Source organism: Protofrankia coriariae (assembly GCF_001017755.1).
GTDB classification, from domain to species: domain Bacteria; phylum Actinomycetota; class Actinomycetes; order Frankiales; family Frankiaceae; genus Protofrankia; species Protofrankia coriariae.
Window position 1 is genome coordinate 1 of sequence record NZ_JWIO01000032.1, and the last position, 24,555, is coordinate 24,555.

The following is a 24,555-nucleotide window of genomic DNA, read 5'->3' on the forward strand; positions in this document are numbered from 1 at the left end:
CTGCCGTCGTCCGTGCGGACCCGGGCGGTGAGGGTGTGTTTGCCCGGGCTCGGATTGCCCAGCGGGACGCTGAACGGCGTGTCCCGGTCGTCGAGCACCGTGTCACCGTCGAGGGAGAACTTGACCCGTTCGACCTTGTCCAGGGTGTCCGTGCCCGCGGTCAGGTTGATCTCGGTACCGCCCTGGATGGACTGTCCCTCGAGGGGGCTCGTACCGACGGTGAGAACCCAGCGGCCGAGGGGGCGGGCCGGGGTGGACGCTTCGGCGAGCGCGGTCGGGGGCGTGGCGGCCGCGGCTATCTGGGTGGGCACCGGCCTCCGCCCGCCCCGGGCGAGGAGGATGCCAACGATGATGACAAGCACAAGCCCGGCGGCGCCGATTCCCAGCCACGGCCGGTGCCGTGGGTCCGTCAGCGCACGCAGGTTCAGCCTGCGCCCTTCGGACCGGGTGTCGGTGCTTTCGCCGTGGAGGTCCGTGTCGGTGCGGGTGTGGCCGTCCACGGGTGTGGGCCTCATCCGCTTCTCCTTGCTTTCCGGCGTCCGAGTTCGGTCAGCATCGGAGCATACCCGGATCTTTCTGGGCAATCTGCCAGGCTGTAGGCGCCCAGTTGATCGGACACCGAACTGATCGGACCTGATGGTGTCGGCATGTTTGCCAAGTCTGCGCCTGCGGGCTGTCGCCGATGATGCCGGGTCCGACGCCGGGGCGGCGCCGGCCGGCCGCGCCCGCTGCCGCCCGGCGCCCATGTCCCGAGCCCTGCCCCGAGCCCTGTCATGCGCGTGTGTGGTGGCGGGTCGGGGCGATCCGGCGGGCGGCGGACGCCNNGCGGGCGGCGGACGCCGCCGTCGAGGCCGGGGCATCATGGTGCCACCGGATGGTGCCACCGGCCGGTCCGTCGGTGTTGGCCGCGGGCCGCCACGGTTCCTTTTCCATTACCGCGAAAACGCTGTTCATTCGGCCCGGGACGGGCTGTGTCATCCCGGCTTTCCAGGCTGGCGGGCCGGGACCACCGGACGCAGGAACGGCCACTGCCGACAAGGCAGCCGCGGCCGGCCGGCCGGCGGGCGAACTGTTCCGGATGGCTTTTCCGGGGCTGTCGCCATACCGTGTGGCCGACCTCGGCCCGGATTTCCCGGACCGGCTGCCGCACGCACTGGACCTGCTGGTCCGCGCGGCGGCCGATCGTACCGGGAAATGATTGTTCCGGGGGCTTTCCGAGCCTTTCCGGAAAGCGGGGTGAGCCGGGAGCCGCCCCGCGCCGGCGGCCCGCGGCGGCCAGCCTCGCGACGGGCTGCCCGCGTACCGGCCGGCGGGGATTCGGGGTACGGGCCAGGGCCGCGCCGCGGGCTTTGCCGGCCCCGCGGCCGACCTCGCCGCGGGTGCGTCACCGCATGGCTGGGCGAAGATCTGACCGTCATCCGTTGTGAAACATAAACGTAACCTGATGTAGGTCTGCCTGCGGATATGCGGCGCCGGCATCCGGGGCCCAGTGCGGGGGCGGGTGCCGCTCGAGGGTGAGCGACTCGCCGACCTGCGTCTGGATGAGCTCGACGAAGGTCGGATCGTGTGCTTAATGTTGCTGGCTGTCACCACGACGTTGATATCGTGCCCCGGGCCCCGGACACACGCTAGAAAGATGTAGTCATGGCCGCTTGCCCGCGTCCAACGCCCATCCGACTCTATAGCTTTGGCGGTGGGCGTCACTTCTGGTTGGTTGGTTATGTGTCAGGTTGTCGCCTCGGGGGATCGCCGGGTAGACGATGGGGAGGCTTGTGTGCGTGAGGTTAAGGTCAAGTTCCACGTGTGGGACCGGGAGGCGCTCTTCCTGAGCCTCAAGGCGCGAGACATCGAGTTGGGTGAGCCGTTCTTTCAGGACGACCAGGCGTACGCCCCTGATCGTTGGACCTTCGAGGACAGTCGGCTGGGGGTGTCCTTCCCGCGGCTGCGTACCATAAACAACCGTCATTTTTTCACATTGAAACAGCCCACGGTCAACGCCCAGGCGTACGTCTCGTTCGAGACCGAGGTCGCCGATCGTGATCAGATGCATCAGGCCATTCTGAACATGGGTTTCTGTCCCACGGTACGGGTGGCCAAGATCCGGCGAACGGCGCGCCTGGGCAACATGTCGCTCTATGTGGACGAACTCGACGGGCTGGGTATGTTCCTGGAGCTCGACTGCCCGGTGCCCGCGCACGAGTCGGCGGTCGCCGTACAGGAGACGTTGAATGCCTTTGTGGCATCCCTGGGAGTTGATGTGACGCGTACCGAGGAAACATGTGACGCGCTGGTGCGGACCGCCCAGTTGCGTGCCGCCTGAGATCCCTTGAGTGCTTTTTCGGATCTGCTGTCCGGGTGGTCCACGCCCAGGCGGTCCCTGGTGCGCGTCGTCGCCCGCATGCCGCCGCCGCCCCTGGCGGACGTCGCGGCCCGGACCGCGACGGCACCGGGACCCCGGCCGGTCGAAACGGTCCCAGTCGGCCGATACCAGTCGAATAGTGCCAGTCGGGCGGCGCCAGCCGTCCGGTACTAGTCGTCCGGTACCAGCCGGCCGGCGCCGGTAGCCCGGTGCCAGTTGTTCGGTGCCAGCCATGTGGTACCAGTTGTCCTGTATTAGCCCCTTTCGGGACTTGTTGCCTGGCCGTTGACAGAGGAGAGTTCGTTTCCTGTTGGCTGGGTGTCCGGATGCGGTTTGGCCTCCCGCCGCACGGTCCGCGTCGGGCTGTGGGCCTCTGGCGACCGCGGCGGCGTGAGCCCGGTGGCGCACGATCACTGGTATCTGGCCGGGGCGAGGTCGGGTGGTCGCGGCGGCGGGGTGGACGGGCGGCGGCGCGGCCGGGACGGGCCGTGCGCGATCCGCGCCAGCATGAATACGCCAGGTTCATACTGAGGGGGCGGCCACAAAGGTTTCCGGCCGGTTCGGCGCACCCGGTCCCGCCGCTCGCGGATAAAATCTTTCCCGGGTGGCAGGATGCTCGCGCCTGGTAATCATTTGTCGACGTAACCGTGGATTCCGGCCGGAATGGTGACGTGGCGTACCAGCGAGGTGTGAGGTTCTCCACCAGATTTTCCCGCGGATGACGCGGGCAGCCACGGGCGACTACATATGTCACACGACCACATATGACCCGGCTACCCGGGCGATGCAACCGACTACAGACGGGTGGGCCACGGCACATGGTGCAAAGCTGTGCCCGGGCAGATGGCCCGGCCGCGCTTTCACGGGTGTCGGCCACGGCCAGGCGGCCCGGACGGCGGGCCGGCGTGCTGTGCGCCGCTGCTGCCGGTCGTGCCCGAGCGCTCGTCGTCCGCATCGTTCACGCCGTGCTGTCGATCCTGCTCCCGGCGGCGCTGCCCGGCCGGAGCGTCTCTGCCGGCCACGGTGTGCGCCTGGCCCAGCCACGCGGTTCCTCCGTGGTGTCTTCAGCGGCCGGGACTCTCAGGTATGCGATGGCCCGCCGGGGCCCGCCGGGAGCCGTCCACCGGCCGTGAGATGAGCGTTGGCCGGTCCGGCGGTTAGCCCGGCCCGTGGCGGTGTGGCCGTCACGGCGGGGGCCGGCGGCACCACACCCGACAGAGCAGATCGTTTTTCGGGTGCTCGGGGCCGGCACAGCCGCCGCCGGCACGTTGATCCGTCGACGTCGTCTTCCGTCGAGGAGGCTGATCCGACGACCGGATGACGCCGCCACCCACGGCCGCGCCCGCTGCTCGCGTCCGTCTGCCAGCTCACTGTCCATATGCCACGCGCCGGCAGGCTCCTCAATGCCGGCGCTTTCCCTCGATGCCTCCGGGCTGCGCGGTGTGGCGCATCGGTGCGTGCCTGTCACGACCGACACACCGGCCATTCGCGCCCGCCACTGTCACTTCGGCGGATCATGCCGCCGACACGCCCTTCACCATCCAAGGACGGTCCGTGTTGACTACTCTGGGCCCTGAACCCGCCCCACGAGGTGACGCTCCGCGAGGCGACGCCTCACAGGATGACACCCCACGAGATGACGCCTCACGAGATGGCGGCGAGCACCAGCCGCCAGCTGCCGATGGTCCGGTGGCCCGGCGCCAGCCCGGTCAGTTGGAGGCGGCGGTCCTCGCGGTTGTCTGGGCGGCGCGCGCACCGGTGAGCACCGGCGACATCCAGCGGGAGCTGGGTGGGGAACTCGCGCACAGCACCATAGCCACCACGCTCGCCCGCCTCATCGGCAAGGGGCATGTCGAGCGGGTCCGAGTCCGTCGGCTCTGGATGTATCACCCGACCCGGCGCCAGGAGGAACACGCCGCCGCCCAGATGCTCGCGGCACTTCAGCGGGCGGGCGACCCCGACGCGGCACTGGGCCATTTCGCCGCGGCTCTGCCGCCCGGGCAGGCACGCCTGCTGCGCAGGCTGCTGGAGCCCGCGGCCACGGACACCCCTGCGACCACAGATGCTCCCGGAGGCGGGGATCCGGACGCGGGGTGAGGTGACGATCCGAGCACCGGGCGCGGTACCGAGGGGACCGACGGCGATCGTGGCGCGAAATGCGGGATGAGACGGTGCAGGCTGGGACGAGGCACGGACGGGACGTGGACGGGACACAGCCTCGGGCCTCGGCTCGGCATCTGCCGGGCGGCCTTCCTCACGGGAGCGGCGCGTTCCCACGAGGCGTGCCACAGCCGGCACACAGGCCGCGAAAGATGATCTGTGCCTCGTCCAGGGTGGCGATACCGGCATGGGCACCGGCGTCCGGATGCAGACAAGGGGGTGTGCCGAGGACGCAGGCGATGTCCTGGATCGACCCGCAGGAGCGGCAGACGAAGTGGTGGTGGAAGGTACCGCCCGCTTCGTAGAGGGTCACGCCCGAGCCGACGTCCGCCAGCAGCGCGAGCCCGGCGGTGGTGAGGTCGCGCAGGACGTTGTAGACACTGGCCCGGACAAGATCGTAACCCTGGCCCGTCAGGTGGTTGTGCACCTCGTCGGCACGCCGGTGGCCACCGAGACGTACCAGGGCGTCCAGCACCGCGAGCCGGGGGCCGGTGGCCCGCAGGCCCGCGGTGCGTAGCCGGGCGCTCAGTTCAACTGTGCGCCAAACATCCATGTGTGCTTGTCCAGGGTCGCGGTGAGGCCGATCAGAAGGTCCTGGGATACCGGGTCGAGTTCGTCGAGCTGGTCCACCCGCGTACGGAGGGCGTCGGTGACCTTCCGTAGCCGGTCGGCGATCGCGCGAAGCACGTCGGCGTCACCGATCGGCCCCGCGGGCAGTTCACTCAGCGGTGTCTCCTTGGCCACGGTAGCGCTGCGCCCGTCCGGATGGTAGCCAATGGCCACCGCGCGTTCCGCCACCTCGTCCGCGCCCAGCCGCACGTCGTTGACCAGTGTGTCGAGCTGTTGGTGCACCGGGAGGAAGCGGGGGCCGACGACGTTCCAGTGGGCCTGTTTGCCCTGCTGGGCAAGATCGATGAACTCTACCAGTGTGGCTTGGAGCAGACTACCCACGCGATCAACCTTGTTGATCATATTCGCGTCTCCTCTTCTTTGGACTATGTCCAATCTACCCGCTGTCCGTGATGTGATCACGATGTTTTTCCGGGTGGCCGAAGACGCCGGAGATGCCGTCGCGAAGCGGCGTCGCGGTGTCGCGGGGCCCCGTGCGGGTGAGGGTGTGGCCGTCGGGAGTCGGGACGGTCCACCCGGCCGGGCCCGACCGAGGCGGGCGGGGCGGTCCATACCCCCTCGCGGGCGGGCCGACACCAGGCCGATCGCGACGGCGAGCGCCGTGCGCTCGAGAGGACGAGTGCCGCGTACCCGCGAAAAAGGACCGTCGCGGCGATGGCGAATCCGCCGCCGCCGAGCGCGTTCGACGTCACCGACAGTGGTGGTGTGACTCGTGCGCGCCGGTTCTGGGTGGGAAAGGGATGGCTTTGGCGGGTAGGGGGCCTGGGCGGTTGTGCCGCCGTCGGCCCGTCGGGTATCGGATCAGCGCTGGTGATGGGCGTCCCCGCGGGTCTCATGCCTGGCCTGGCTTGACGAGATGTGGTTGAGCCGCGTTCTCAAATACAGGCAAATGATTGTCATGTTTCTGTCCAGTTGGCCCGCATGGTCGACCGTCGAAGCCACCTGGAAGTCCGGTGTGACAGGGAAGGCGATCTGGTTGTCTTCGGCTGTCCGGGTGACGCCGCGGGCCCGCTGTATCCCGTCATTCCGTGGATTTGAGGTCGTTGCGGATGACGTCGACAACAGCGACCAATGGGGCGCTCGTGCCTGGTGGATGTCACTGGACAGGGCCGCTGAACAGGGCATTCGTCAGTACGGTGCGGTATCCGGGCCGGGGTGCGGCCTCCGGTGGTGGCCGTTGTCCCCCACGGTTGTCTTCCGTGGTCTGAAGGCGGGCGTTCACCGCCGAGAGGGCTCGGGCTGGCGGACGGAAAGGCCCCGGGGCATCCGCCGGACAGTGGTCAGTCAGATCCGCTGCGGTTGCACGCCCGGGCATCGGAAGCCCGTCGATGTGGGTACGTCGATTGTGTGTCACACGGTGTTGTCCAGGGGCCTCTCCGGGGGCTCCCGTCCGCGCGCTCCCTGCCCGCCGGCTTGTCCGATTGCTCACGAAGAGTGACGATCGAATCGTCTTCGTTCGGTCAGATCTTTCGCCGTCGGTAGTACTCGACGATCCACGCGTCGATGTCGCGCTTGCGCCAGACCCGGGTCCCTTTGGAGCCCTCGGTCGGCGCGTTGACAACCTGCAGGGGAGGAGGGAACTGCGGGTCTTTGCGCGTCCAGTAGTCAACCGCCTGGCGCGTGATCTTCAGTTGGAACGCTATGTCCCCGATGCCAACCAATCGCTCACCGTCGTCCACGCGGAACATCGTAGCCTCTTTGCTAACCGTCAAGGTTGCCGCTATGGTTTGTTTTGCTAAACAGCAAATACTTTGGGAGGACGTCGATGGTGACACCGGTGACCCGTCGTGCCGGCGTTCGAGCGATGCTCGACCGCGACGAAGCATATGATCAAGATCCGAAAGGGGAGCCTCCGATCTCGGTACCCCGGTACCGCCGGGCCCTGCGGGCAGCGATCGATGTCGGCCCCGAGCTCGTGGCAGAGCAGGGAATGCCCAGGTCAGGAGCGGAAGCCAAGGCATACTCGGCAGGCGTGCGCGACGCGCTGGACACGGTTGTGGGCGCTATCGCACAGGAAATCGAGTATGTCCCGGCCACGAGCCCCTCGGCCGACGAGCCCCCGCGGACCGAGAGGTGACCGGTACGACACCCCAGGAGCGGGGCATGCGTGCTCAGGAGGAAGGCCGGCTGGCACCGGACGGGCCGGGCGGGCCGGACAGGCCGGACAGGCTTGTCGGACGCTTCCAGCAGGTCGGATGCTTCCAGCAGGGAGGAGGAGCGCTCGTGTGGGACGGGGAACGGTCCGACGACGACCGTGACATCGGTTGGGGTGACGATCAGGACTGGTTGGAGGAGGAGCCGGACGCCGACCTCGAGCGGTTGCGTGCCGAGCGCCCCCCGCACCACATCGAACGGGACGTCCGCTGACGTGCGCGAGGACGGGACCAAGACGTCGCTGCGCGCACGCCTGCTCGCGGCGCGAGCAGGTCGCATCACCGGTACGGACCACCCCGTCGCCGTAGGGGCGACCGAGACGGACGGCGCCGCGACGACGGCTCGGCGGATTCTCGATCTCCCGGAGGTCGCCTCGGCCCGCTGGGTGGCGGCCTATGCGAGCCTGCCCGGTGAGCCCGAGACCGGTCGTCTGCTCAGACGGCTCAGGGGGCGAGGGATACGGGTGCTGCTGCCCTCCATGCGGCCCGATCTTGATCTGGATTTCCGGGAGTACACGGGCGCGCTGATCGCCGGCGCGTTCGGTACCCGTGAGCCGCCTCTCGGTGCGGCCATCTTCGAACTCGTCCAGGCAGATGTGATCGTTGTCCCGGCGCTGGCGGTCGACGTGCACGGCCGCCGGCTCGGTCGTGGCGGGGGGTCCTACGACCGGGCGTTGCGCCGGGCGAGGCCGGACGCCCTGATCGTGGCTGTCGTGCACGACAACGAGCTGGTTGATCGTGTTCCCACCGAGGCGCATGACGTCGCCGTTCATGTCGTTGTCACACCAAGAGTCACGCTGCGTTGCGGAACGTCCGATGGTGCACAGGATTCATACTCGCGGTGACGTTGTGGGTGCGTGATGTTGTTCGTGTCACTCCACCGGGCAGAGATCGAAGATCATGTTTTTGCCGGCGGAGCTCGCGGGCCGACTCGGAGAAGGGTGTCCGGAGCGTAGGGCGCCGGGCCGTTCGCGGCTGTCAGGGTGCTCTTGGAACGCGCGAGGTGTGTCTCGGGTTAGAGTTAGCAGTCGTCGAAGTCGAGTGCTAACTCCGGGGAGGAGTCCGTGCCGCGCTACGAGTACCGCTGCACCGCATGCGATCGTGACCTCGAGGTTGTGCAGAGTTTCAATGACGCGGCGCTGACCGAGTGCCCCACCTGCAGCGGCAGACTGCGCCGGGTGTTCAGTTCGGTCGGGGTCGTGTTCAAGGGCTCCGGTTTCTACAAGACCGACAGCCGGTCCGGCGGTAGCAGCGGCGTCCGGGACAGGGCGAAGGACAAGACCGGCAAGGATGCCGGCGCTGGTACGTCGGGCAAGGAGGCAGTGGGTGCTGGTGCCGCTGCCGGCGGTTCGACGGAGGGCTCGTCGAGCACGTCCAGCTCTTCGACCTCCACGAACTCGTCGTCATCCCCGTCGTCCACGTCATCTACGGGATCGTCCACTTCGGGTACCGCCGCGGCCTGAGCCCCGGCTGCCACGATGTACGTCTTCGTGCATCACACGTCCACCGTCATGGCCTGATATTCACAGGCCATGACGGTGGACGGCACTTGGCCGCGAGTTGTCCACAGCGCGCGGTCGAGCGATGACGCCGGTTCGCCGGACGGCTAACGTGATCTTCGTTCTGTCGAACGATGATCACGGAGGTCACGATGTCGCTCGTCGAACGCCGGGTGGCCCGTTCCGGGTATACGCGTGCCTGGCGAATCGCGGTCGGCGCACGACGTCGGGTGCTGGCGGCCGTTCTTGCCGCTTCGGCCATGCTCTTTGCCGTCGCGGCGGCGCGCCCGGCACGGCCGCCGTCCCCGACGCCGGTGGTGGTCGCGGCTGCTGATCTGGCCGGTGGGGCCACCATGGCGGCGACCGACGTCCGGATGGTGTCGTTGCCGACGGATGTCGTACCGGCCGGCGCCGTACGCAGCCCGCAGGATGCGGTCGGACGTACACTGACGGCCGCGGTCCGGCAGGGCGAACCGATCACCGATGCGCGCGTCCTCGGCCCCGGGCTGATCACGCGGAGGCAGGCGGCGGCTGGCCTGGTGGCCGCACCGGTCCGTATCACGGACGCCGGTTCGGTCCTGTTCCTGCGTGTCGGTGACCATGTGAACGTGCTCGCGGCTGCCACCGACGTCGGTGGCATGTCGCTACCACAGCCGCGGGACGGGGCAGCATCCGTGGGCCAGCCCGCGGGCCAGTCCACGGATCACGCCGGGCCCGCCGATATCGAGGGGTCGGTGACGCCGCCGGCGGAGGTCCCGCGCGCGAAGGTCCCGCGCGCGGAGGTGGTTGCCTCGGACGTCGTCGTTCTCGCGCTTCCCGGAATCGGGGAAACCGCGCAACGCGGTCTCGGTACGGAAGAAGGCGCACTGGTCATCGTTGCCGCGACCGCCGGGGTGGCCGCGGCGCTCGCGGGCGCGGCAGTGCACGCCAGGCTGTCGGTGACCGTGCTGGGCGAGACGTCCGTGGCCGTTACATCGTGATTGCTAAGTTGTGATCGTTACGTCGTGATTGCTACGTTGTGGTTGGTGCATCGTGACTGGATCCGTGGACGCCGGCATCCACCCGTGTCCGTCCATCCCGTGCGTCCGTTCGCCCCGCACGCCGGGGCCAGCCTGTCCGATCAGCTGGTTGCGCACTGTCCAGTCGCACTCCCGCGCAGCCCCTCCGCTGTGGTGGCCGGTCGTCGATGCCCGCGGTTCGTTACGCTAAGAAGTCAAGACAAAACGGAAAGTTTTAACCCGGTGTACGGGCTTCGGGCTGTGCGTGCTTGTATCGGGCTTGTCGGCCGAGCGGACTTTGGCCGTCCCCGGCACGGGACTGTTCACAGCGACTGATCCGTGCCACTGGTAACTGGGCTGCGACGAGGCAGCTCAGACACACGCAGGAGGGAACGACGATGGGTGTCTCCATCGACGATGGTGCCTGTGGCACGTGGCAGCGTGTGCCCGAGGAGGTCATCGGCCGGTTCGACGGCCTTCCGGGCGCGGCGTACGAAGTACCGGACGAGGTCACGTGCGCCCTGGAGAGCGGGCACCCCGACAAACACATGGCCGTTCTCCAGGGCTGGGGGAATCGGGAAGCGTGGCTGGTCTGGAGCACACCCGCGACGGTCACCGCCCCTGGATGCCGCGCCGAGGGCCTGACCTGCCTGCTGTCGGCGGGACACGCCGGCCGACATCATGTGATCATGGCGGACGTGGTGGAGGACGAGGGCCCCTACTGGTGCGACAGCCGTGCCGACCTTGAAATGCAGCGTGCGCGTACCTGAAGGCCGGCCAGCATGGATCGCCGTCCTCACCCGTGGTCGGCGGCTGCGTCTGCGCCGTCCGCGCTGAAGATCAGGACGACGTCGGTGTCGCTGGCGAAGTCGACAAGACGGGCACTGGCGGGCAGCCCGCCGAGCAGCCAGGAAAGATCGAAAACGGTGGTTCCTTCGCAGACCGTGACGGCATGCTCGTGCGACGTGGCGTTGTCCGGGTGTGGGCGTGGCGGGTCGTCGCTCGCTGTCCGTAGCTGATCGCCGGGTTCGCGGGCAGCGCGCGCGGCGGCGGTGAGGGCTTCGGCAAGGCGGTGGGCCTCCGGCGCCGCCAGGTAGGTGGCGTGGTCGGTGTCGGGCAGCGATGGCCGGATGCGGAGCAGGATCGCTGCCGGCCCGATGCCGGCGCCGGGCTGGACGCCGATGCTGATCTGAGTGCCGTCGGCCCGGCTGACGAGGGTGGACACTCGGTCGTTCCCCGATCGGGACTGTGCTGCTGCGTTGGTCATGCGACCAGCGTCGTTGGTGATGGTTGTCGGATCCATCCCGTTAGGCGGGGAGTTTTACTGGTTTGTCTGGTTTGGGAATGATATATTCGCCTGCTGGGAAGCCGTCTGTCGCCAGTGGCCCGTCCAGGGGTGGGCCGTTCGTCGAGCTGGTCGGAGGGCCGGTCACTGAGCCGGCCACGGTTGGCTGCGGAGAGCCATGGTTGTTCGTAGTGGTTGTCCGCAAGGGGCCGTGGTTGTTCGTAAGGAGACAGTGTGGGTTTTCGCGGTTCGGGGTAGAGCCGGGGTTGTCACGTCCGATCAGGGGCGGACAGCGACGCGGGAGCGCACCGGCCAGCTCTCGCACCGCTGGGAACGTCCGGTCGGTGCGGGAGCCATGTATCCCAGCGTTCGTGTCGAGGTGAGCGGCCGGCAGGCCGTGGTCGTCCGTCCCATCGGTGACGTCGACTACTCTTCGCTGGAACCTCTGCGCGAAGCGCTGCTGGACGCGCGGATCGCCGGGGCCAGGGACATCGTCGTGGACCTTGCCGAGGTCAGCTTCATGGACTCGCAGGGTCTCGCTGTGATTCTTTTTGCGCACCAGCGCCAGCGTTCCGTCGGTGGTCGCCTCATCCTGCGCAGCCCCAGCGAGGAGATCACTCGGTTGCTGTGCGTCACCAATGTTGCCCATGTCATCGACGTCGAGAGCGGGAACAGCCAGCGTGACCCCGCTGTTCCGCGTGCCGGGGGAGAGGCTCCCCGACGTTCCCAGTGGCGCGGACAGCGCGGATAGGATCGTGGGCGCGCGGCTCGGCGCATCCCGCGGTCCCAACGTAGACGGCCGGGCACACCACAGAACGTCTCGGCGTCCAGTCCCGGTGGCAGGGCTGTCCCACCGTCGGTGGTGACCGGCCGTCCGCGCCACCGTCGCCGACATTTCTCCGGCCTCGCCCGGCAAACGCCGGCGGTCGTCGGTGCGGACAGCGGACGGACAGCAGGCGGACAGCGGACATCAATGGGCCAGGGGAGGTCCATATCGCCGGACGGCCGGGGTCGCTGTGGCACGGGCGCGTCCATGCCGGTCGGGGGGCGTACCACCGTGACCTCCGTGGCCACTTTTTTCGATCCCGGATGTGTTCTGATCAGTGTTCGTTTCGTGTCCGCTTCCATTCATCTTTCGTTCATGCTGAATCGCTTCGATTCTCGCCGGCACCCCAGTCCGGGGGCGGACGGAGCAGCGCTGTTGCGCTGAAGTCGAAGGGTCGCTTTGTGAACATAGGGAAGCGTCGGGTTGCGGTCGTGGGCCTTGCGATGTCGGCGGTGCTGGGGGCGGCCGCCTGTGGTTCCGACAACGAGGAGGTGACGCCGCCGGGAGGTGGCGGCACCACGTCCGCGATCTCCTGCGCGACAGGGTCGATCACCGCGTCGGGCTCCTCGGCGCAGAAGAACGCGATAGACGAGTGGGTGAAGAAGTACCAGCAGGCATGCGCCGGTGCGTCGATCAACTACCAGTCGGTCGGCTCCGCCGCGGGCAGGCAGGCGTTCATCGACGGCCAGACGGCGTTCGCCGGCTCGGATTCGGCGATCAGCGGTGACCCGGCGGCCAACGCGGCCAAGCGCTGCACCGGCGGCCAGCTCGTCGACCTGCCCGTGGTCGCAGGGCCGGTCGCGGTTATCTACAACCTCGCCGAGGTGAAGGATCTGCAGCTCAGTGCCCCGGCGCTGGCGAAGATCTACACTGGTGTGGTCACCAGGTGGAACGACCCCGTGATCGCGGCCGACAACCCCGGGGTCTCCCTGCCGGACAAGGCGATCGTCTCGGTGCACCGTTCCGACGGCTCGGGTACCACGGACAACTTCACCAAGTATCTCGGTGGTGTCGCCAAGGCCGACTGGACGCACGGATCCGGCTCCGACTGGAAGGCTCCGGGCGGCCAGGGCTCCAAGGGCAGTGACGGGGTGACCCAGACCGTCAAGTCGACCGCCGGTGCCATCGGCTACGTCGAGCTGTCCTACGCGGAGAACGCCGCCCTGTCGACAGCAAAGATCAAAAATGGTGCCGGTGAGTACGTCGCGATCAGCACGCAGGCCGCGTCCAAGGGCCTGGGCACAGCCAAGATCGCCGAAGGTAACGACCTGAAACTGACCTTCGACTACACCGCGACGACGTCCGGCGCGTACCCGATCTACCTGGTCACCTACGAGATCACCTGCACCAAGGGTCTGCCCGCGGACCAGGCCGCGCTGGTGAAGTCCTTCCTGGCCTACACCTCCTCCCCGGACGGTCAGACCGCTATCGCCGATCTCGGTTACGCTCCGCTCCCGAGCGAGCTCGCGGCCAGAGTGAACTCGGTTGTAGCGACAATTTCATGATCCTGAAACGGCGATCAGGTACCCAGTCCGGTACCCACAAGTCCTGACCGGACGATCCATCGCTGTGCCCGCCCGCCGCGTGAGGCGGGCGGGCACACTGCCTGACACAACCTGTTGAGAGGCATGATGAGCAGTGAGCCGGACGGCCCCCGGAAAGGCTCGTCGAGAAACGACACCACCGTGGCCGCGGCGAAGTCCGCCAGCAGCAGTGACGGCGCCCGGGTCAAACCCGCGGACGCCCTGTTCAAGAATCTGACCCGGTCTGCCGGTCTCGGCCTTCTCGCGCTCATCGCCGCGATCGCGGCCTTCCTGGTGCTGGAGGCGACGGACGCTCTCAGCGCCAACACCGGCAACTTCCTGACCACCACGGAGTGGTTCCCGAACGGCTCGCCGCCGGTCTTCGGGGTCGCGGCCCTGCTGTTCGGCACGCTGCTCACAGCCGTAATAGCGATGGTCATCGCCGTGCCGGTGGCGGTCGGCATCGCGCTGTTCATCACGGTGTACGCGCCTCGCCGGCTCGCGACCCCGCTGGCGTTCGTCGTGGACCTGCTCGCCGCCGTCCCCAGCGTCATCTTCGGGCTGTGGGGCCTGATCGTGCTCGTCCCACGGATGGAGGGCGTCCAGAAGTTCCTCACCGACTATTTCGGCTGGATTCCGCTGTTCGCCACCGACAACGGCGTTGTCGGACGCTCGATCTTCGTCGCGTCGGTCGTCCTGGCCATCATGATTCTGCCGATCGTCGCAGCCCTCTCCCGGGAGGTCTTCCTCCAGGTGCCGACCGCGCACCGGGAGGCCGCTCTCGCTCTCGGCGCGACCCGGTGGGAAATGATCCGTACAGCGGTGCTTCCGTATGGCCGGCCGGGAGTCATCAGCGCGTCGATGCTCGGGCTCGGGCGCGCGATGGGGGAGACGATCGCGGTCGCCCTGGTGCTGCCCGCGTCCTTCGACATCTCCTGGCAGGTCCTGTCGCCGGCCGGCAACACCATCGCCGCGAACGTGGCGAACGGCTTCGCCGAGGCCAACGACGTCGGTCGCGGGGCGCTCATCGCCTCCGGTCTCGTCCTGTTCGTCGTCACCATGATCGTCAATATGATCGCCCGGGCCATCATCGCCCGCCGACGTGAATTCTCGGGTGCCGCCGCATGAGTACATCGACTGCCACCGTGGCCGCCGCCCCCGGTGGCCTGAACCTGGTCGGCCGACAACTGCCGCGGGCGGCGTTCCCCGCGATCGGCGCCGGTGCCGTCGCCGTCACCGTCGTGCTGTACGTGCTGGCCCCGATAACGAGCCGGATCCAGTTCGTGCTGATCGCCGGGGCGCTTTACCTGATCGGCCAGACGGTGGCGTCGATCGCCGTCGAGGGCTCCCGGCGGGCCACCGACCGAGGCGTCACCACCCTGGTGTATCTCGCCTTCCTGCTCGCGGTCATCCCGCTGGTCGCGGTGCTGGCGAGCGTGATCTCCAAGGGCGCGCAACGTGTCGACGTCGATTTCCTCACCCACTCCATGCGGAACATCGGGGCGCGTGACGCCGGTGGCGGCATCTACCACGCCCTGATCGGGACCCTGGAGCAGATCGCCCTGGCCAGCCTTTTCGCCGTCCCGTTCAGCCTGCTGGTAGCGATCTACCTGGTCGAGTACGGCCGGGGACGGATCAGCCGGACCATCAGTTTCTTCGTGGACGTGCTGACCGGCCTGCCCTCGGTCATCGCCGGCCTGTTCATCCTGGCGTTCTACATCCTCGCGCTCGAGCGGAAGCCGACCGGTTTCGCCGGTGCGCTCGCCCTGACGATCCTGATGATCCCCGTTGTCGTGCGCTCCGCCGAGGAGATGCTCAAACTCGTCCCGAACGATCTTCGGGAGGCCAGCTACGCGCTCGGTGTCAGCCGGTGGCGCACGATCGTCAAGGTCGTGATCCCGACCGCGCTGCCGGGAATCATCACCGGGGTGATGCTCGCGGTGGCCAGGGTCGCCGGTGAGACCGCGCCGCTGCTGCTCACCATCTTCGGGACCGACTCCATCAACTTCAACCCGTTCTCCGGCCCGCAGTCGGCGCTGCCGCTGTACATCTACTCGCAGGCCGGCCAGCCCCAGCAGGTCGCCATCGACCGGGCCTGGGGCGCCGCGCTGACGCTCATCGTCCTGGTGATGCTGCTCAACGCGGCCGCGCGGCTGGTCGCCCGGCTGACCAGGGTCCGGTGATGCCCTCCTCTCCCGCGTCCCCTGCCCCGTTCATGTCGTCCGCACCGTCCACACCGTCCGTCGAACGACCGAAGCGCGAGAAGCCGAGGTAACCCATGGCCACCCGTATCGACGTCTCCGGGCTGACCGCCTACTACGGAAAGTTCAAGGCCGTCTCCGACATCCACTTCAGTATCGAGCCGAAGAGCGTCACCGCTTTCATCGGACCGTCCGGCTGCGGCAAGTCCACGGTGCTGCGCACGCTCAACCGCATGCACGAGGTGCTGCCCGCGGCCCGGGTCGAGGGCCGGGTGCTCCTCGACGGCGAGGACCTCTACGGGCCGGGGGTCGACCCGGTGAACGTGCGCCGCGCCGTCGGGATGGTCTTCCAGCGGCCGAACCCCTTCCCCACGATGTCCATCTACGACAACGTCGTCGCCGGCCTGCGGCTCAACGGCGTCCGCAAGAAGTCGCTGCTCGACGAAAGGGTCGAGGAGTCGCTGCGTGGCGCGAACCTGTGGGAGGAGGTCAAGGACCGGCTCGGCCGGCCCGGCGCGGGCCTGTCCGGCGGCCAGCAGCAGCGCCTGTGCATCGCCCGGGCCATCGCCGTCGAACCGCAGGTACTGCTCATGGACGAGCCGTGCTCCGCCCTCGATCCGATCTCCACCCTGGCCATCGAGGACCTGATCAGCAAGCTCAAGTCGAGCTACACGATCGTCATAGTGACCCACAACATGCAGCAGGCCGCCCGGGTCAGCGACACCACGGCGTTCTTCACCCTGGACCGGACCGGCGATCCCGGCCGGCTGGTGGAGATGGACCGGACCGAGAAGATCTTCTCCAATCCGACGGAGAAGCGTACGGAGGAGTACATCACCGGACGCTTCGGCTGAGCCGGTCCTGTCGTGTCCGTGAGCCACTGTGGAGCCATCACGATTCCTCGGATGCGTCTTGTGCGGCCATCTGATGACGGGTCCGGGCCGGTGGGGCGGCACCGTCCGGCCGACGAGCCCATGACGTCCGGTTCGCCGCGTCCACCGGTGCCGGTGCCGGTATCGGGCCCGCTGCTACCCGGTCCGGTGCTGTCACCGGGCCCGGCGGCGCTGACAGGCCCGGTGAGGTCGGGCCTGTCAGCGCCGCCGGGCCCGACGCTGCTGGTCGCCGACGCCGCCGCGGACACCGAATTGCTCACTGCCCTCGCCGACGAGGGCATGGGGGTCAGCGTCGCCCCCGACGGCGCCCGGGCGCTGCTGGAGATCGGCCGTCTCGCGCCGGCGGTGGTGCTGATCTCCGCCCGGCTGCCGATCGTGGACGGGGTGACGGTCATACGGACCGTCCGTACCCGGGACGACATGCCGATCCTGCTCGGGGTCGGCCCGCAGGACCGGCGACAGGCCGCGGCGGGGCTCGCGGCCGGCGCGAGCGCCTGTGTCGCCAAGCCCTACCGGGTCAACGAGGTGCTGGCGCTGGCCCGGTCCATGTGGGGAAGCGACCTGGAGCGCGCCTGGCCCACGGTGCTGCGAGCCGGAGCGATCACACTGAATCTCGCCGCCTACGACGTGTGGGTGGACGGTATTCCGGTGCGGCTGCCGCCGCGGGAGTTCAGGCTCCTGCGGATCCTGCTGGAGCAGGCCGGATCCGTGGTCACCCACCAGACGCTGCTCGAGCGTGTCTGGGGCACGAGCAGCCACGAGACGAACACGCTCGCCGTGCACATCCGCCGGTTGCGCGGCCGCCTGGGGGACACGGGGAAGCCGGGAAAGCCCCGGCTGATCGAGAGCGTCCGCGGAGTGGGCTACCGTCTCCGGCTCGCGGACAGCCCGACGCCCGGCCCCTGATCCTGATGCCCGGCTCCACCCGGCGGCCGTGGGCCGGCGGGACGTCACGTGGCTGGCGGGGACTAGGCCGCCGGCCGCGTGACCGGATGGCGAGCGTGATCATGCGCCCGTCGGCTGGGCGGATCAGGGCCGGTCGGAGCCGGACTCGGGCTGGACCCTGGGCCTGCGCAGGTAGGAGATGTCGCAGCGGTAACGGCTGAAGCCGAGGGTCTCGTAGAGACGTACTGCCGGGCGGTTGGTGTCGTCGACGTAGAGCATCACCGTGGCCAGGCCACGGTCGCGCAGGTGGTGGAGGCCGATCAGGGTCAGTACCCGGCCGAGCCCGCGTCCGGCGGCGGTGGGCGCGACCCCGACGACGTACACCTCGCCGATGCCCGCCTCCACCTTCGTCCAGTGGAAGCCGACGAGCTGGCCCGCCGCTTCGGCGAGGAAGAAGCCCGCCGGGTCGAACCACGGCTCGGCCTCGCGCAGCCGGAGATCCTCCACCGTCCAGCGTCCCTGTTCCGGGTGGGTCGCGAAGGCGGCGCTGTTGACCACCACCCACGCGTCCTCGTCCTGCCCTGGGACGAAGGTCCGGATGGCCACCCCGGGTGGCGGCGTCACGTCCGGAAGAGGGGGGACATCGGGACCGGAGAAGTGGCCAGGGCGGGGGCCGGGAGGGTGACCGACGGGGTTGTCGGGGTGCGCCGTCCCACGCTCGTCGGGGGAGCCCGGGGTGGGCAGCGGGCGGCGCATCTGCCACAGCACCCGCTGCCGGGCGAAGCCGTACCTGTCTGCCAGGGTCGCCGCCGCGGGTGTGTCGCCGTGCGCCCAGACGTGCAGGTCCGCGCCGGCCTGGTCGGCGGCCGTGGTCAGGGCGGCCAGCAGGTGCCCGCCGACACCCTGACGGCGGTGGGCGGGGTGCACGACGACCTCCGCCTGCCAGTCGTGGTCGTCAGGGGCGGCCAGATGGGCGTATCCGGCGATCGTTCCCGCGTCTGTTCCCGCGTCGTGGTCCCGGGCGGTCCCCGCGTCGTTCCGGGAGGCCGCCGCCTCGCCGTCCTGGGAGGCTGCGCTGGCCGGGACGTCCGCGGGCGCCGCGGGGCTCGGAACGGTGACGATCAGGTGCTGCGCGGCGGTCAGCGGCTGCGTCGTCAGCCGTAACGCGGCGTCGTCGGACAGCGGGCCGACTCCGTCGGTCTCCGCGGCCGCGGCTACCAGGTGCCGCAGGTCGTCCACTGTTCGGGGAGCCAGGTGCCGCGTCCAGCGCAGTTTCATTCCCGCGACATTATGGTGTTCCGTACCGACTTTCATCCGGGCGGGCCTGACGTGGCCGGAGATTTCCCGGTTCGGTCACGAATCTTTCTTGATCACATCGCTGGCCGGATATCGGACGATGCCGTGGCGGCGGGAGCCCCGGCGCGCGAACACCTGCTGGTCACAGCGTCAGACGGGCGTGTCGTGCCCGTCCGGAGATGACACCGTACGTTTTCTCGCGCCGAGGTTCCCGCCATGTCGCGAAACGGCCCGGAGGTCCGGGTAAAGCGACATGACCGGTCCGGCGGACCCGGACTCCGGCTGGAACCACCCGGACCCTGACGGGCACTACACGCGTTCGGGAGTACGTATTACTTCCCGACTGTCGGAGCCGGACACCGCCTCGCCGCCGGGAAGCGGGGCGATCGGAGGAGCGACGAACTTGTAACCGACGTGCCGCACGGTGCCGATCATCGATTCGTGCTCCGGGCCGAGCTTGGCCCGCAGGCGACGCACGTGGACGTCGACGGTCCGGGTGCCACCGTAGTAGTCGTAACCCCAGACCTCCTGCAGGAGTTGGGCGCGGGTGAAGACCCGGCCCGGGTGCTGCGCGAGGTACTTCAGCAGCTCGAACTCCTTGAAGGTGAGCTCAAGCGGACGGCCACGCAGCTTGGCCGAGTAGGTGGTCTCGTCCACCGACAGGTCGCCGGAGCGGATGACACCGGCTTCGGCGGTGCCACCGGCGGCCGCCACCCGGCCGATCNGCGGCCGCCACCCGGCCGATCGCGAGCCGCAGCCGCGCCTCGACCTCGGCCGGCCCGGCGCTGTCGAGCACGACGTCGTCGACGCCCCAGTCGGCCGACACAGCGGCCAGCCCACCTTCGGTGACAAGGGCAAGCAGCGCGGTGGTGAGCCCGGTCGTGCGCAGCAGGCGGCACAGGCCACGGGCGACAACCAGTTCCCGGCGCCCGTCCACCACCACGACATCCACCGGGGGAGCGTCGAGGAGGGCGCTGGCCTCAAGCGGAGCGACACGAACGGTGTGGGTCAGGAGCCCGAGCGAGGGAAAGGACTCCGCGGACGGTCCGGGGGCGTTGGTGAGCAACAGGACGACGCTCAAGTTGACTCCTCCAGGGTTCGGTTGCGATGTTGGGGCAGCGTCGACCCACGGATACGTTGCGGTCGGTTCGCGTTCCACGGCCGTCATGGGCGCGAAACGAAGACCGGCCTGTGGGGAGGATAGCGGAGTGTCGTACTCCACTCCTACCGCATGAGGAGTTCTCCCCGCTGTGGGCGCTGAGATTCTCGCCACGGTCCATCGTTACCGTGATCGTTCCGTAACCAGCCAAGATTTTGATCTTGACAGGGTCGCCGCTCGTGGCTTTTCCGGATTTCGTGACAAGCTCCCGGTAGAGGTCGGCGCCGACACCCTCGGGCGTTGCGTCGACGCGCTCGCGGCCGGCCAGCGCGACCCTGGCCGGCCCTGGATCGGACGCGCTCTCGGTGACCACGACGCCCCTCGGGAGGTCGGGGATGCCGGGGCGGACAACAGCGGGAGGATGGGTCGATGGCCCGCGTGACGGTCCACTACTGGGCCGCTGCCCGGCACGCGGCCGGCGTGCCCGAGGAGCGGCAGGACGCCGAGACCCTTGCCCACCTGCTGGCAACCGTGGCGAAACGCCACCCGGGCACCCTCGCGGAACTGCTGACCCGCTGCGCGTTCCTGGTGGACGACCTGCCGGTCGGTCACCGTGACCATGCCGATGTGACGCTCACGGACGGCGCTGTCGTGGAGGTGCTGCCGCCGTTCGCCGGCGGGTGAGCCGTCCTGCCCCGAGGCCGCCCCGCTCGGTGTGGCCTCGGGATGGCCACGGCCACGAGGAGCCACGAGGAGTCGCGAGGAGCCGAGGGGAGTTCCGGCCGGCGTCGGAGTGTGGCGGTGATACCCGTCTGGGCGTCCACCTGGGTGTTTCACCCGGTTCGTCGCTGTCGTCCACGGCCGTCCACGACAGCCGTGGGAATATGGGGGCGTGTGCGCCCGCGGAGGCAGGACGGCCCTCAGGACGAAGCCGGCCGGCACGCCGGCGGACAGCCCCCCGCGGCGACCGGACGGCCTCCGCACGGCCCTCGTCGGCTTCTGCGTCGCCGTCGCCACTGTCGTACCGGTGCTCGCCGCGGCCGTGGGGCGGCTTCCGCTCGCCGCCGTCATTGCCGTCGAAGGGGTCCTGCTCGGCCGGGCCTGGGTGCGTGCGCTCGGAGCGTCGACCGGGACGCTCGCGATCGTGCTGGTGGCGGCGCTGGCCGCGGACGCCACCGCCGCGCTGACCGATTCCGACGGGATCGGGAACCTGGCCGGGGTCATCGGTCCCGCCGTGGTGGCGGTCATCCTCGTCCAGTTGACCAGACGGCGCGGGCGGGCGGAGGCCGCCGGCGCTCCGCCGCGGGCCGGGCTGCCCGCGGTGGCCCGGGTCCGGCAGTGGAGTGATCATGTTCTTTCCGTGACGCCGGTCGGGCGGCTGCTCGGGGCGGGCGGGCCGCGGGCCGCTGCCCNNGGCCGCGGGCCGCTGCCCGCCGTCACGGTTCCCCCGCGGGACGGTCGGCGACGGTCACGGTCGACATGGCCGCGGGCCTGAGCGGGGTGGTCCTGGTCGCTCTGCTGGCCGGCTGTCTGAACGTGGCCGCCATCCGGACGCCGGACGGCCGGGTGGTCGGCCCCACGGTGCTGGCCGCCGGTCTGCTGGGCGCGGGTACGGCCGTTCTCGTCACACGGCTGTGTGCCGTGAGGCTGCGCGCGGGGGCGTCCGCCGGACCCGTGGGAGCGGTGGGACTCGCCGGGCGGGGCAGCGTTCGCCCTGGTCGGCGGGCCGGCGGGCCGGCCGTCGCACTGGCTGTCGTGCCAGCCGTCGGGCTTGCCGCGGGTATCGGCGCGGGTGCTCTCCTCGGCGGGTTCGCGGACGATTCGGCGGCCTGGGAGGCGGCGCTGATCGCGGCTGCCGCTGCCGTGGCGGCGGTTGTCGCCGACCGTGCCGTCGCCCGCGCGGCCACCGGGATCCGCACCGAGCCGGTGGCCGGGCCAGGCGGCGCGGCGGTGCCCNGGTGCCCGCCGGCGTCCCCGGGCAGGTGCCCCACCATGACGGCCACCCCGCTGGATGGCCGCTGGTAGCGATCCTCCCGCTGGCCGCGGCCGCCGCGTTCGTGTATGCGGTGGGCCACCTGCTGCTGGGATGACCGACACCCGACGCGCAGCCCAGGCCGTGCCGAAAGGATCCGGACCGCGGTGAAACAGTCCAGCCGGTGTTGGGGTAAGCGGGCTGGGGGAGTGTGGGTGGGCGGGAAGATGTGGATGGGCGGGGGCGCTGGTCAGTGGTGTGACCGGTTTGTGGGTGCTGGTGGCCGCTGTTGGATGTGCCGTCGGGTTGGCGGTGCTCGTCCGGCTGCGGGACGGGCGGTTTCGGGTGGCCCCTCCGGGCCCGCCGGCGCCTGCGGTGGTGCTCGGCAGGGCCGCGGCGGATGCCACCGGGGCTGCTCCGGCCCGGCCGGTCGGTAACGACGTGAGCGCCGGCAGCGACGGGAAAAACAACAACGTGAAAAGCAAGGTGACGGACGGCGACGAAGCGCCGGCCCACCATGACGGGACTCGTCCCGACGATGCAGGTCCGGACGGTGCAGGTCCGGACGAGGCAGGTTCGCTGCCCGCGGTGGACGCCGAACTCGTCGCGCTCGGGGTGACTCCCGGGACGCGGGCCACGCTGGTGCAGTTCTCCACCGCGTTCTGCGCGCCCTGCCGGGCGACCCGGCGGATTCTCGCGGACGTCGCCGGCAGCGTCCCGGGCGTGCGGCATGTGGAGGTCGATGCCGAATCCCATCTTGAACTGGTCAGACGGCTGCGGATCCGGCGCACGCCGACCGTCCTGGTCCTTGACTCGCGGGCCCGTGAGGTCTGTCGGGCCAGTGGTGCCCCACCAGGGCGGGCGGCTGTTCTCGCGGCGCTGGAGCTGGCGGTTGGTGGGTCGCGCGGGCGGGATCCGGGGGCGCCGCCGGACAGTACCATGATCGATTTGTCCGATCGACCCGATTGGCCGTCGGATCAATAACACATCCGTCATGTTCGCTGCTACGGTCAGGGGGTTATGTTCTCCACCGAGCTCGTCCGGCGCCGCACGGTCGATCTGTGCCGTGTGCGTAGCTCGCTGTGTCCATTTTCCTGAACCGTGCGTTGATGCCGTCCGCCGTCGGCGGGCCTGCCCGTCAGGAGATGAGCTCGTGGTCGACCCAAGAGGTCCCAGGTTCAGCGCGGCTGTCACCAGCGTCGTCCTCGCGGTCGTGTTGCTGACCGCGAATGGCTGGTTGCTCCTCGCGCAGACCGTGGTATTTCTGACAGGTGCGGTGATCGGCGTCCGTCGTGCTCCGTACGGGGTGCTGTACCGGACGCTGGTTCAGCCTCGGCTGGGGCCGCCGGCCGAGCTGGAGGACGACCAGCCACCGCGTTTCGCGCAGGCGGTCGGGGCGGTGTTCGGCGTGCTGGGTACGGTCGGCTTTCTCGCCGACGTCCCCGCGTTGGGGTACGTGGCCACGGCGTTCGCGTTTGTCGCGGCGTTCCTGAATGCCACGATCGGTTTTTGCCTCGGTTGCCAGATATATCTCGTCGTACGTTCTGTGAAAGGAGCGCAAGCATGAGTCGCGCCAACGCGCTTGTCGATGCCGCCTGGGTCGAGGCACATCTGAACGATCCCAAGGTTGTCCTGGTCGAGGTCGACGAGGATGTCTCCGCATACGACAAGGGGCACATCCGCGGCGCGGTCCGGCTCGACTGGAAGTCGGAGCTGCAGGACCCGGTGATCCGTGACTTCGTCAACAAGGAGCAGTTCGAGAAGCTGCTGTCCGGCAAGGGCATCTCGAACGACGAGACCGTCGTTCTCTACGGTGGCAACAACAACTGGTTCGCCGCCTACGCCTACTGGTATTTCAAGCTCTACGGGCACGCCGAGGTCCGGCTGCTCGACGGTGGCCGGAAGAAGTGGGAGCTCGACAGCCGTGAGCTGACCGAGGAGCTCCCGAACCGGCCGGCGACCCAGTACGTCGCCAAGGACGCCCGCACCGACATTCGGGCCTTCCGGGACGAGGTCGTCTCCGCGATCGGCTCGAGGAACCTTGTCGACGTCCGTTCGCCCGACGAGTTCGCCGGCCGGCTGCTCGCCCCGGCCCACCTTCCCCAGGAGCAGTCGCAGCGCGCCGGGCACATCCCCACCGCGAAGAACATCCCCTGGGCGAAGGCCGCGAACGAGGACGGCACCTTCAAGTCGAACGAGGAGCTGACCGCCCTGTACGCGGAGGCCGGGGTGGACCTGAGCCAGGACACCATCGCCTACTGCCGCATCGGCGAGCGCTCGGCCCACACCTGGTTCGCCCTGCACGAGCTGCTGGACCTGCCGAACGTCAAGAACTACGACGGGTCCTGGACCGAGTACGGTTCACTGGTCGGCGTCCCGATCGAGAAGGACGCATAGGACCGTGTGTGGCGCGACCCGTGGCGGACCCTCGCTGGAAGGAATTGACGTGGCAAAGGAAACTGTCATCCAGGGCGTCGTACTGAAGGACGGTTCGCCGGTCGCTTCAGGTTATGCCCGCCTGCTCGACGAGGGTGGCGACTTCACCGCCGAGGTTCCGCTGTCGGCGACCGGGCAGTTCCGTTTCTTCGCCCGGCCGGGCTCGTGGACCGTCCGGGCACTCGTCCCGGGAGCGTCCGGCGAGCGGAAGGTCGTCGCCCGCCAGGGCGAGCCCGTCGACGCCGAGATCGAGGTCGCGGCATAGGGAGCCCCTTGAGACGGGTATCCCGGGACCGGGCCGGATAGTTCCGGTCGGTTCCAGGTGGGCCTTTTCGGGGGT

27 protein-coding genes and 1 pseudogene are annotated in these 24,555 nt (G+C 69.2%); 21 read left to right on the forward strand and 7 right to left on the reverse strand.

All coding sequences use genetic code 11. From position 1 onward, the window contains the following. On the reverse strand, positions 1-515 hold a 515-nt coding region (locus tag FrCorBMG51_RS17755; RefSeq protein ID WP_235433690.1), incomplete at its 3' end, for an Ig-like domain-containing protein. Between the two features lie 386 nt (positions 516-901). Between FrCorBMG51_RS17755 and FrCorBMG51_RS29050 the strand changes: the two genes are divergently transcribed. The 3 genes from FrCorBMG51_RS29050 (at position 902) to FrCorBMG51_RS28500 (ending at position 4,456) form a co-directional block, all read left to right on the forward strand. Next, on the forward strand, positions 902-1,198 hold the full coding sequence (locus FrCorBMG51_RS29050; protein ID WP_200902485.1) for a hypothetical protein: 297 nt from the start codon (positions 902-904) through the stop codon (positions 1,196-1,198). A 576-nt stretch (positions 1,199-1,774) separates the two neighbouring features. After that, positions 1,775-2,320, forward strand: a complete 546-nt coding sequence (locus tag FrCorBMG51_RS17765) for a class IV adenylate cyclase (RefSeq protein WP_047224191.1) — start codon at positions 1,775-1,777, stop codon at positions 2,318-2,320. Between the two features lie 1,728 nt (positions 2,321-4,048). Further along, positions 4,049-4,456 carry a BlaI/MecI/CopY family transcriptional regulator gene (locus FrCorBMG51_RS28500; protein ID WP_047224192.1) on the forward strand — a complete coding sequence of 136 codons (408 nt, stop codon included), beginning with the start codon at positions 4,049-4,051 and terminating at the stop codon, positions 4,454-4,456. Positions 4,457-4,613: 157 nt separating this feature from the next. On the opposite strand, the gene FrCorBMG51_RS17775 is transcribed toward FrCorBMG51_RS28500, so the two are convergent. From FrCorBMG51_RS17775 to FrCorBMG51_RS17785, 3 genes are all read right to left on the reverse strand, one after another. Further along, the gene (locus tag FrCorBMG51_RS17775; protein WP_013875256.1) at positions 4,614-5,072 is read right to left on the reverse strand and encodes a Fur family transcriptional regulator; all 459 of its coding nucleotides are present in this window, start codon (positions 5,070-5,072) and stop codon (positions 4,614-4,616) included. Continuing rightward, positions 5,045-5,470, reverse strand: coding sequence for a Dps family protein (locus FrCorBMG51_RS17780; RefSeq protein ID WP_235433691.1), 426 nt, complete (start codon positions 5,468-5,470; stop codon positions 5,045-5,047). Before FrCorBMG51_RS17780 ends, FrCorBMG51_RS17775 begins: the two co-directional genes overlap by 28 nt. 1,139 nt (positions 5,471-6,609) lie before the next feature. Continuing rightward, positions 6,610-6,837 (reverse strand): hypothetical protein, encoded by a 228-nt coding sequence (locus tag FrCorBMG51_RS17785; protein ID WP_013875254.1) that lies wholly within the window; start codon positions 6,835-6,837, stop codon positions 6,610-6,612. A 77-nt stretch (positions 6,838-6,914) separates the two neighbouring features. Here FrCorBMG51_RS17785 and FrCorBMG51_RS17790 point away from each other — a divergent pair, with 77 nt between their 5' ends. The 6 genes from FrCorBMG51_RS17790 (at position 6,915) to FrCorBMG51_RS17815 (ending at position 10,569) form a co-directional block, all read left to right on the forward strand. After that, a complete protein-coding gene (locus FrCorBMG51_RS17790) occupies positions 6,915-7,226 on the forward strand; it encodes a hypothetical protein (protein ID WP_047224194.1) in 312 nt (103 codons plus the stop codon). Positions 7,227-7,252: 26 nt separating this feature from the next. Beyond that, entirely contained in the window at positions 7,253-7,516 is a 264-nt protein-coding gene (locus tag FrCorBMG51_RS17795) for a hypothetical protein (RefSeq protein ID WP_139342435.1), read from the forward strand. 1 nt (position 7,517) lies between these two features. Further along, positions 7,518-8,147 carry a 5-formyltetrahydrofolate cyclo-ligase gene (locus tag FrCorBMG51_RS17800; RefSeq protein WP_235433692.1) on the forward strand — a complete coding sequence of 210 codons (630 nt, stop codon included), beginning with the start codon at positions 7,518-7,520 and terminating at the stop codon, positions 8,145-8,147. A gap of 219 nt (positions 8,148-8,366) precedes the next feature. After that, complete coding sequence (locus tag FrCorBMG51_RS27150; RefSeq protein ID WP_076844775.1) at positions 8,367-8,765, forward strand: FmdB family zinc ribbon protein; 399 nt, start codon at positions 8,367-8,369, stop codon at positions 8,763-8,765. A 188-nt stretch (positions 8,766-8,953) separates the two neighbouring features. Beyond that, complete coding sequence (locus tag FrCorBMG51_RS17810; RefSeq protein WP_076844794.1) at positions 8,954-9,781, forward strand: SAF domain-containing protein; 828 nt, start codon at positions 8,954-8,956, stop codon at positions 9,779-9,781. Positions 9,782-10,197: 416 nt separating this feature from the next. Next, positions 10,198-10,569: a hypothetical protein gene (locus tag FrCorBMG51_RS17815; RefSeq protein WP_047224198.1), complete on the forward strand. Its 372-nt coding sequence runs from the start codon at positions 10,198-10,200 to the stop codon at positions 10,567-10,569. A gap of 26 nt (positions 10,570-10,595) precedes the next feature. Here FrCorBMG51_RS17815 and FrCorBMG51_RS17820 read toward each other — a convergent pair whose 3' ends face one another. Then, entirely contained in the window at positions 10,596-11,066 is a 471-nt protein-coding gene (locus tag FrCorBMG51_RS17820; RefSeq protein ID WP_076844771.1) for a hypothetical protein, read from the reverse strand. Positions 11,067-11,439: 373 nt separating this feature from the next. On the opposite strand from FrCorBMG51_RS17820, the gene FrCorBMG51_RS17825 reads away from it, so the two are divergent. The 6 genes from FrCorBMG51_RS17825 (at position 11,440) to FrCorBMG51_RS17850 (ending at position 17,433) form a co-directional block, all read left to right on the forward strand. After that, positions 11,440-11,835: an STAS domain-containing protein gene (locus FrCorBMG51_RS17825; RefSeq protein WP_047224199.1), complete on the forward strand. Its 396-nt coding sequence runs from the start codon at positions 11,440-11,442 to the stop codon at positions 11,833-11,835. Between the two features lie 476 nt (positions 11,836-12,311). Then, the gene (pstS, locus tag FrCorBMG51_RS17830) at positions 12,312-13,415 is read left to right on the forward strand and encodes a phosphate ABC transporter substrate-binding protein PstS (RefSeq protein ID WP_047224200.1); all 1,104 of its coding nucleotides are present in this window, start codon (positions 12,312-12,314) and stop codon (positions 13,413-13,415) included. 126 nt (positions 13,416-13,541) lie between these two features. After that, positions 13,542-14,561 (forward strand): phosphate ABC transporter permease subunit PstC, encoded by a 1,020-nt coding sequence (pstC, locus tag FrCorBMG51_RS17835; protein ID WP_047224222.1) that lies wholly within the window; start codon positions 13,542-13,544, stop codon positions 14,559-14,561. Then, complete coding sequence (gene pstA / locus FrCorBMG51_RS17840) at positions 14,558-15,616, forward strand: phosphate ABC transporter permease PstA (RefSeq protein ID WP_047224201.1); 1,059 nt, start codon at positions 14,558-14,560, stop codon at positions 15,614-15,616. Before pstC ends, pstA begins: the two co-directional genes overlap by 4 nt. A gap of 95 nt (positions 15,617-15,711) precedes the next feature. Then, positions 15,712-16,488, forward strand: a complete 777-nt coding sequence (gene pstB / locus FrCorBMG51_RS17845; protein ID WP_013875242.1) for a phosphate ABC transporter ATP-binding protein PstB — start codon at positions 15,712-15,714, stop codon at positions 16,486-16,488. Positions 16,489-16,608: 120 nt separating this feature from the next. Beyond that, positions 16,609-17,433: a response regulator transcription factor gene (locus FrCorBMG51_RS17850; protein WP_235433693.1), complete on the forward strand. Its 825-nt coding sequence runs from the start codon at positions 16,609-16,611 to the stop codon at positions 17,431-17,433. A 123-nt stretch (positions 17,434-17,556) separates the two neighbouring features. Here FrCorBMG51_RS17850 and mshD read toward each other — a convergent pair whose 3' ends face one another. Together mshD and FrCorBMG51_RS17860 are read right to left on the reverse strand one after the other, a co-directional pair. After that, positions 17,557-18,690 carry a mycothiol synthase gene (gene mshD, locus FrCorBMG51_RS17855; protein WP_047224202.1) on the reverse strand — a complete coding sequence of 378 codons (1,134 nt, stop codon included), beginning with the start codon at positions 18,688-18,690 and terminating at the stop codon, positions 17,557-17,559. Between the two features lie 327 nt (positions 18,691-19,017). Then, positions 19,018-19,789: pseudogene (locus tag FrCorBMG51_RS17860) on the reverse strand (winged helix-turn-helix transcriptional regulator). A 169-nt stretch (positions 19,790-19,958) separates the two neighbouring features. Between FrCorBMG51_RS17860 and FrCorBMG51_RS28505 the strand changes: the two are divergent. From FrCorBMG51_RS28505 to FrCorBMG51_RS17895, 6 genes are all read left to right on the forward strand, one after another. Then, the gene (locus FrCorBMG51_RS28505) at positions 19,959-20,249 is read left to right on the forward strand and encodes a hypothetical protein (RefSeq protein ID WP_157180556.1); all 291 of its coding nucleotides are present in this window, start codon (positions 19,959-19,961) and stop codon (positions 20,247-20,249) included. Next, positions 20,237-20,491 carry a MoaD/ThiS family protein gene (locus tag FrCorBMG51_RS17865; RefSeq protein ID WP_047224203.1) on the forward strand — a complete coding sequence of 85 codons (255 nt, stop codon included), beginning with the start codon at positions 20,237-20,239 and terminating at the stop codon, positions 20,489-20,491. The genes FrCorBMG51_RS28505 and FrCorBMG51_RS17865 overlap by 13 nt, the downstream gene beginning before the upstream one ends. Before the next feature lie 1,546 nt (positions 20,492-22,037). After that, positions 22,038-22,763, forward strand: coding sequence for a thioredoxin family protein (locus tag FrCorBMG51_RS27155; RefSeq protein WP_086055540.1), 726 nt, complete (start codon positions 22,038-22,040; stop codon positions 22,761-22,763). Between the two features lie 169 nt (positions 22,764-22,932). Beyond that, entirely contained in the window at positions 22,933-23,346 is a 414-nt protein-coding gene (locus FrCorBMG51_RS17885; RefSeq protein WP_047224206.1) for a DUF4395 domain-containing protein, read from the forward strand. Further along, a complete protein-coding gene (locus FrCorBMG51_RS17890; protein ID WP_047224207.1) occupies positions 23,343-24,176 on the forward strand; it encodes a sulfurtransferase in 834 nt (277 codons plus the stop codon). Before FrCorBMG51_RS17885 ends, FrCorBMG51_RS17890 begins: the two co-directional genes overlap by 4 nt. Positions 24,177-24,180: 4 nt before the next feature. Beyond that, complete coding sequence (locus FrCorBMG51_RS17895; RefSeq protein ID WP_013875232.1) at positions 24,181-24,480, forward strand: DUF1416 domain-containing protein; 300 nt, start codon at positions 24,181-24,183, stop codon at positions 24,478-24,480. Positions 24,481-24,555: the final 75 nt, after the last annotated feature.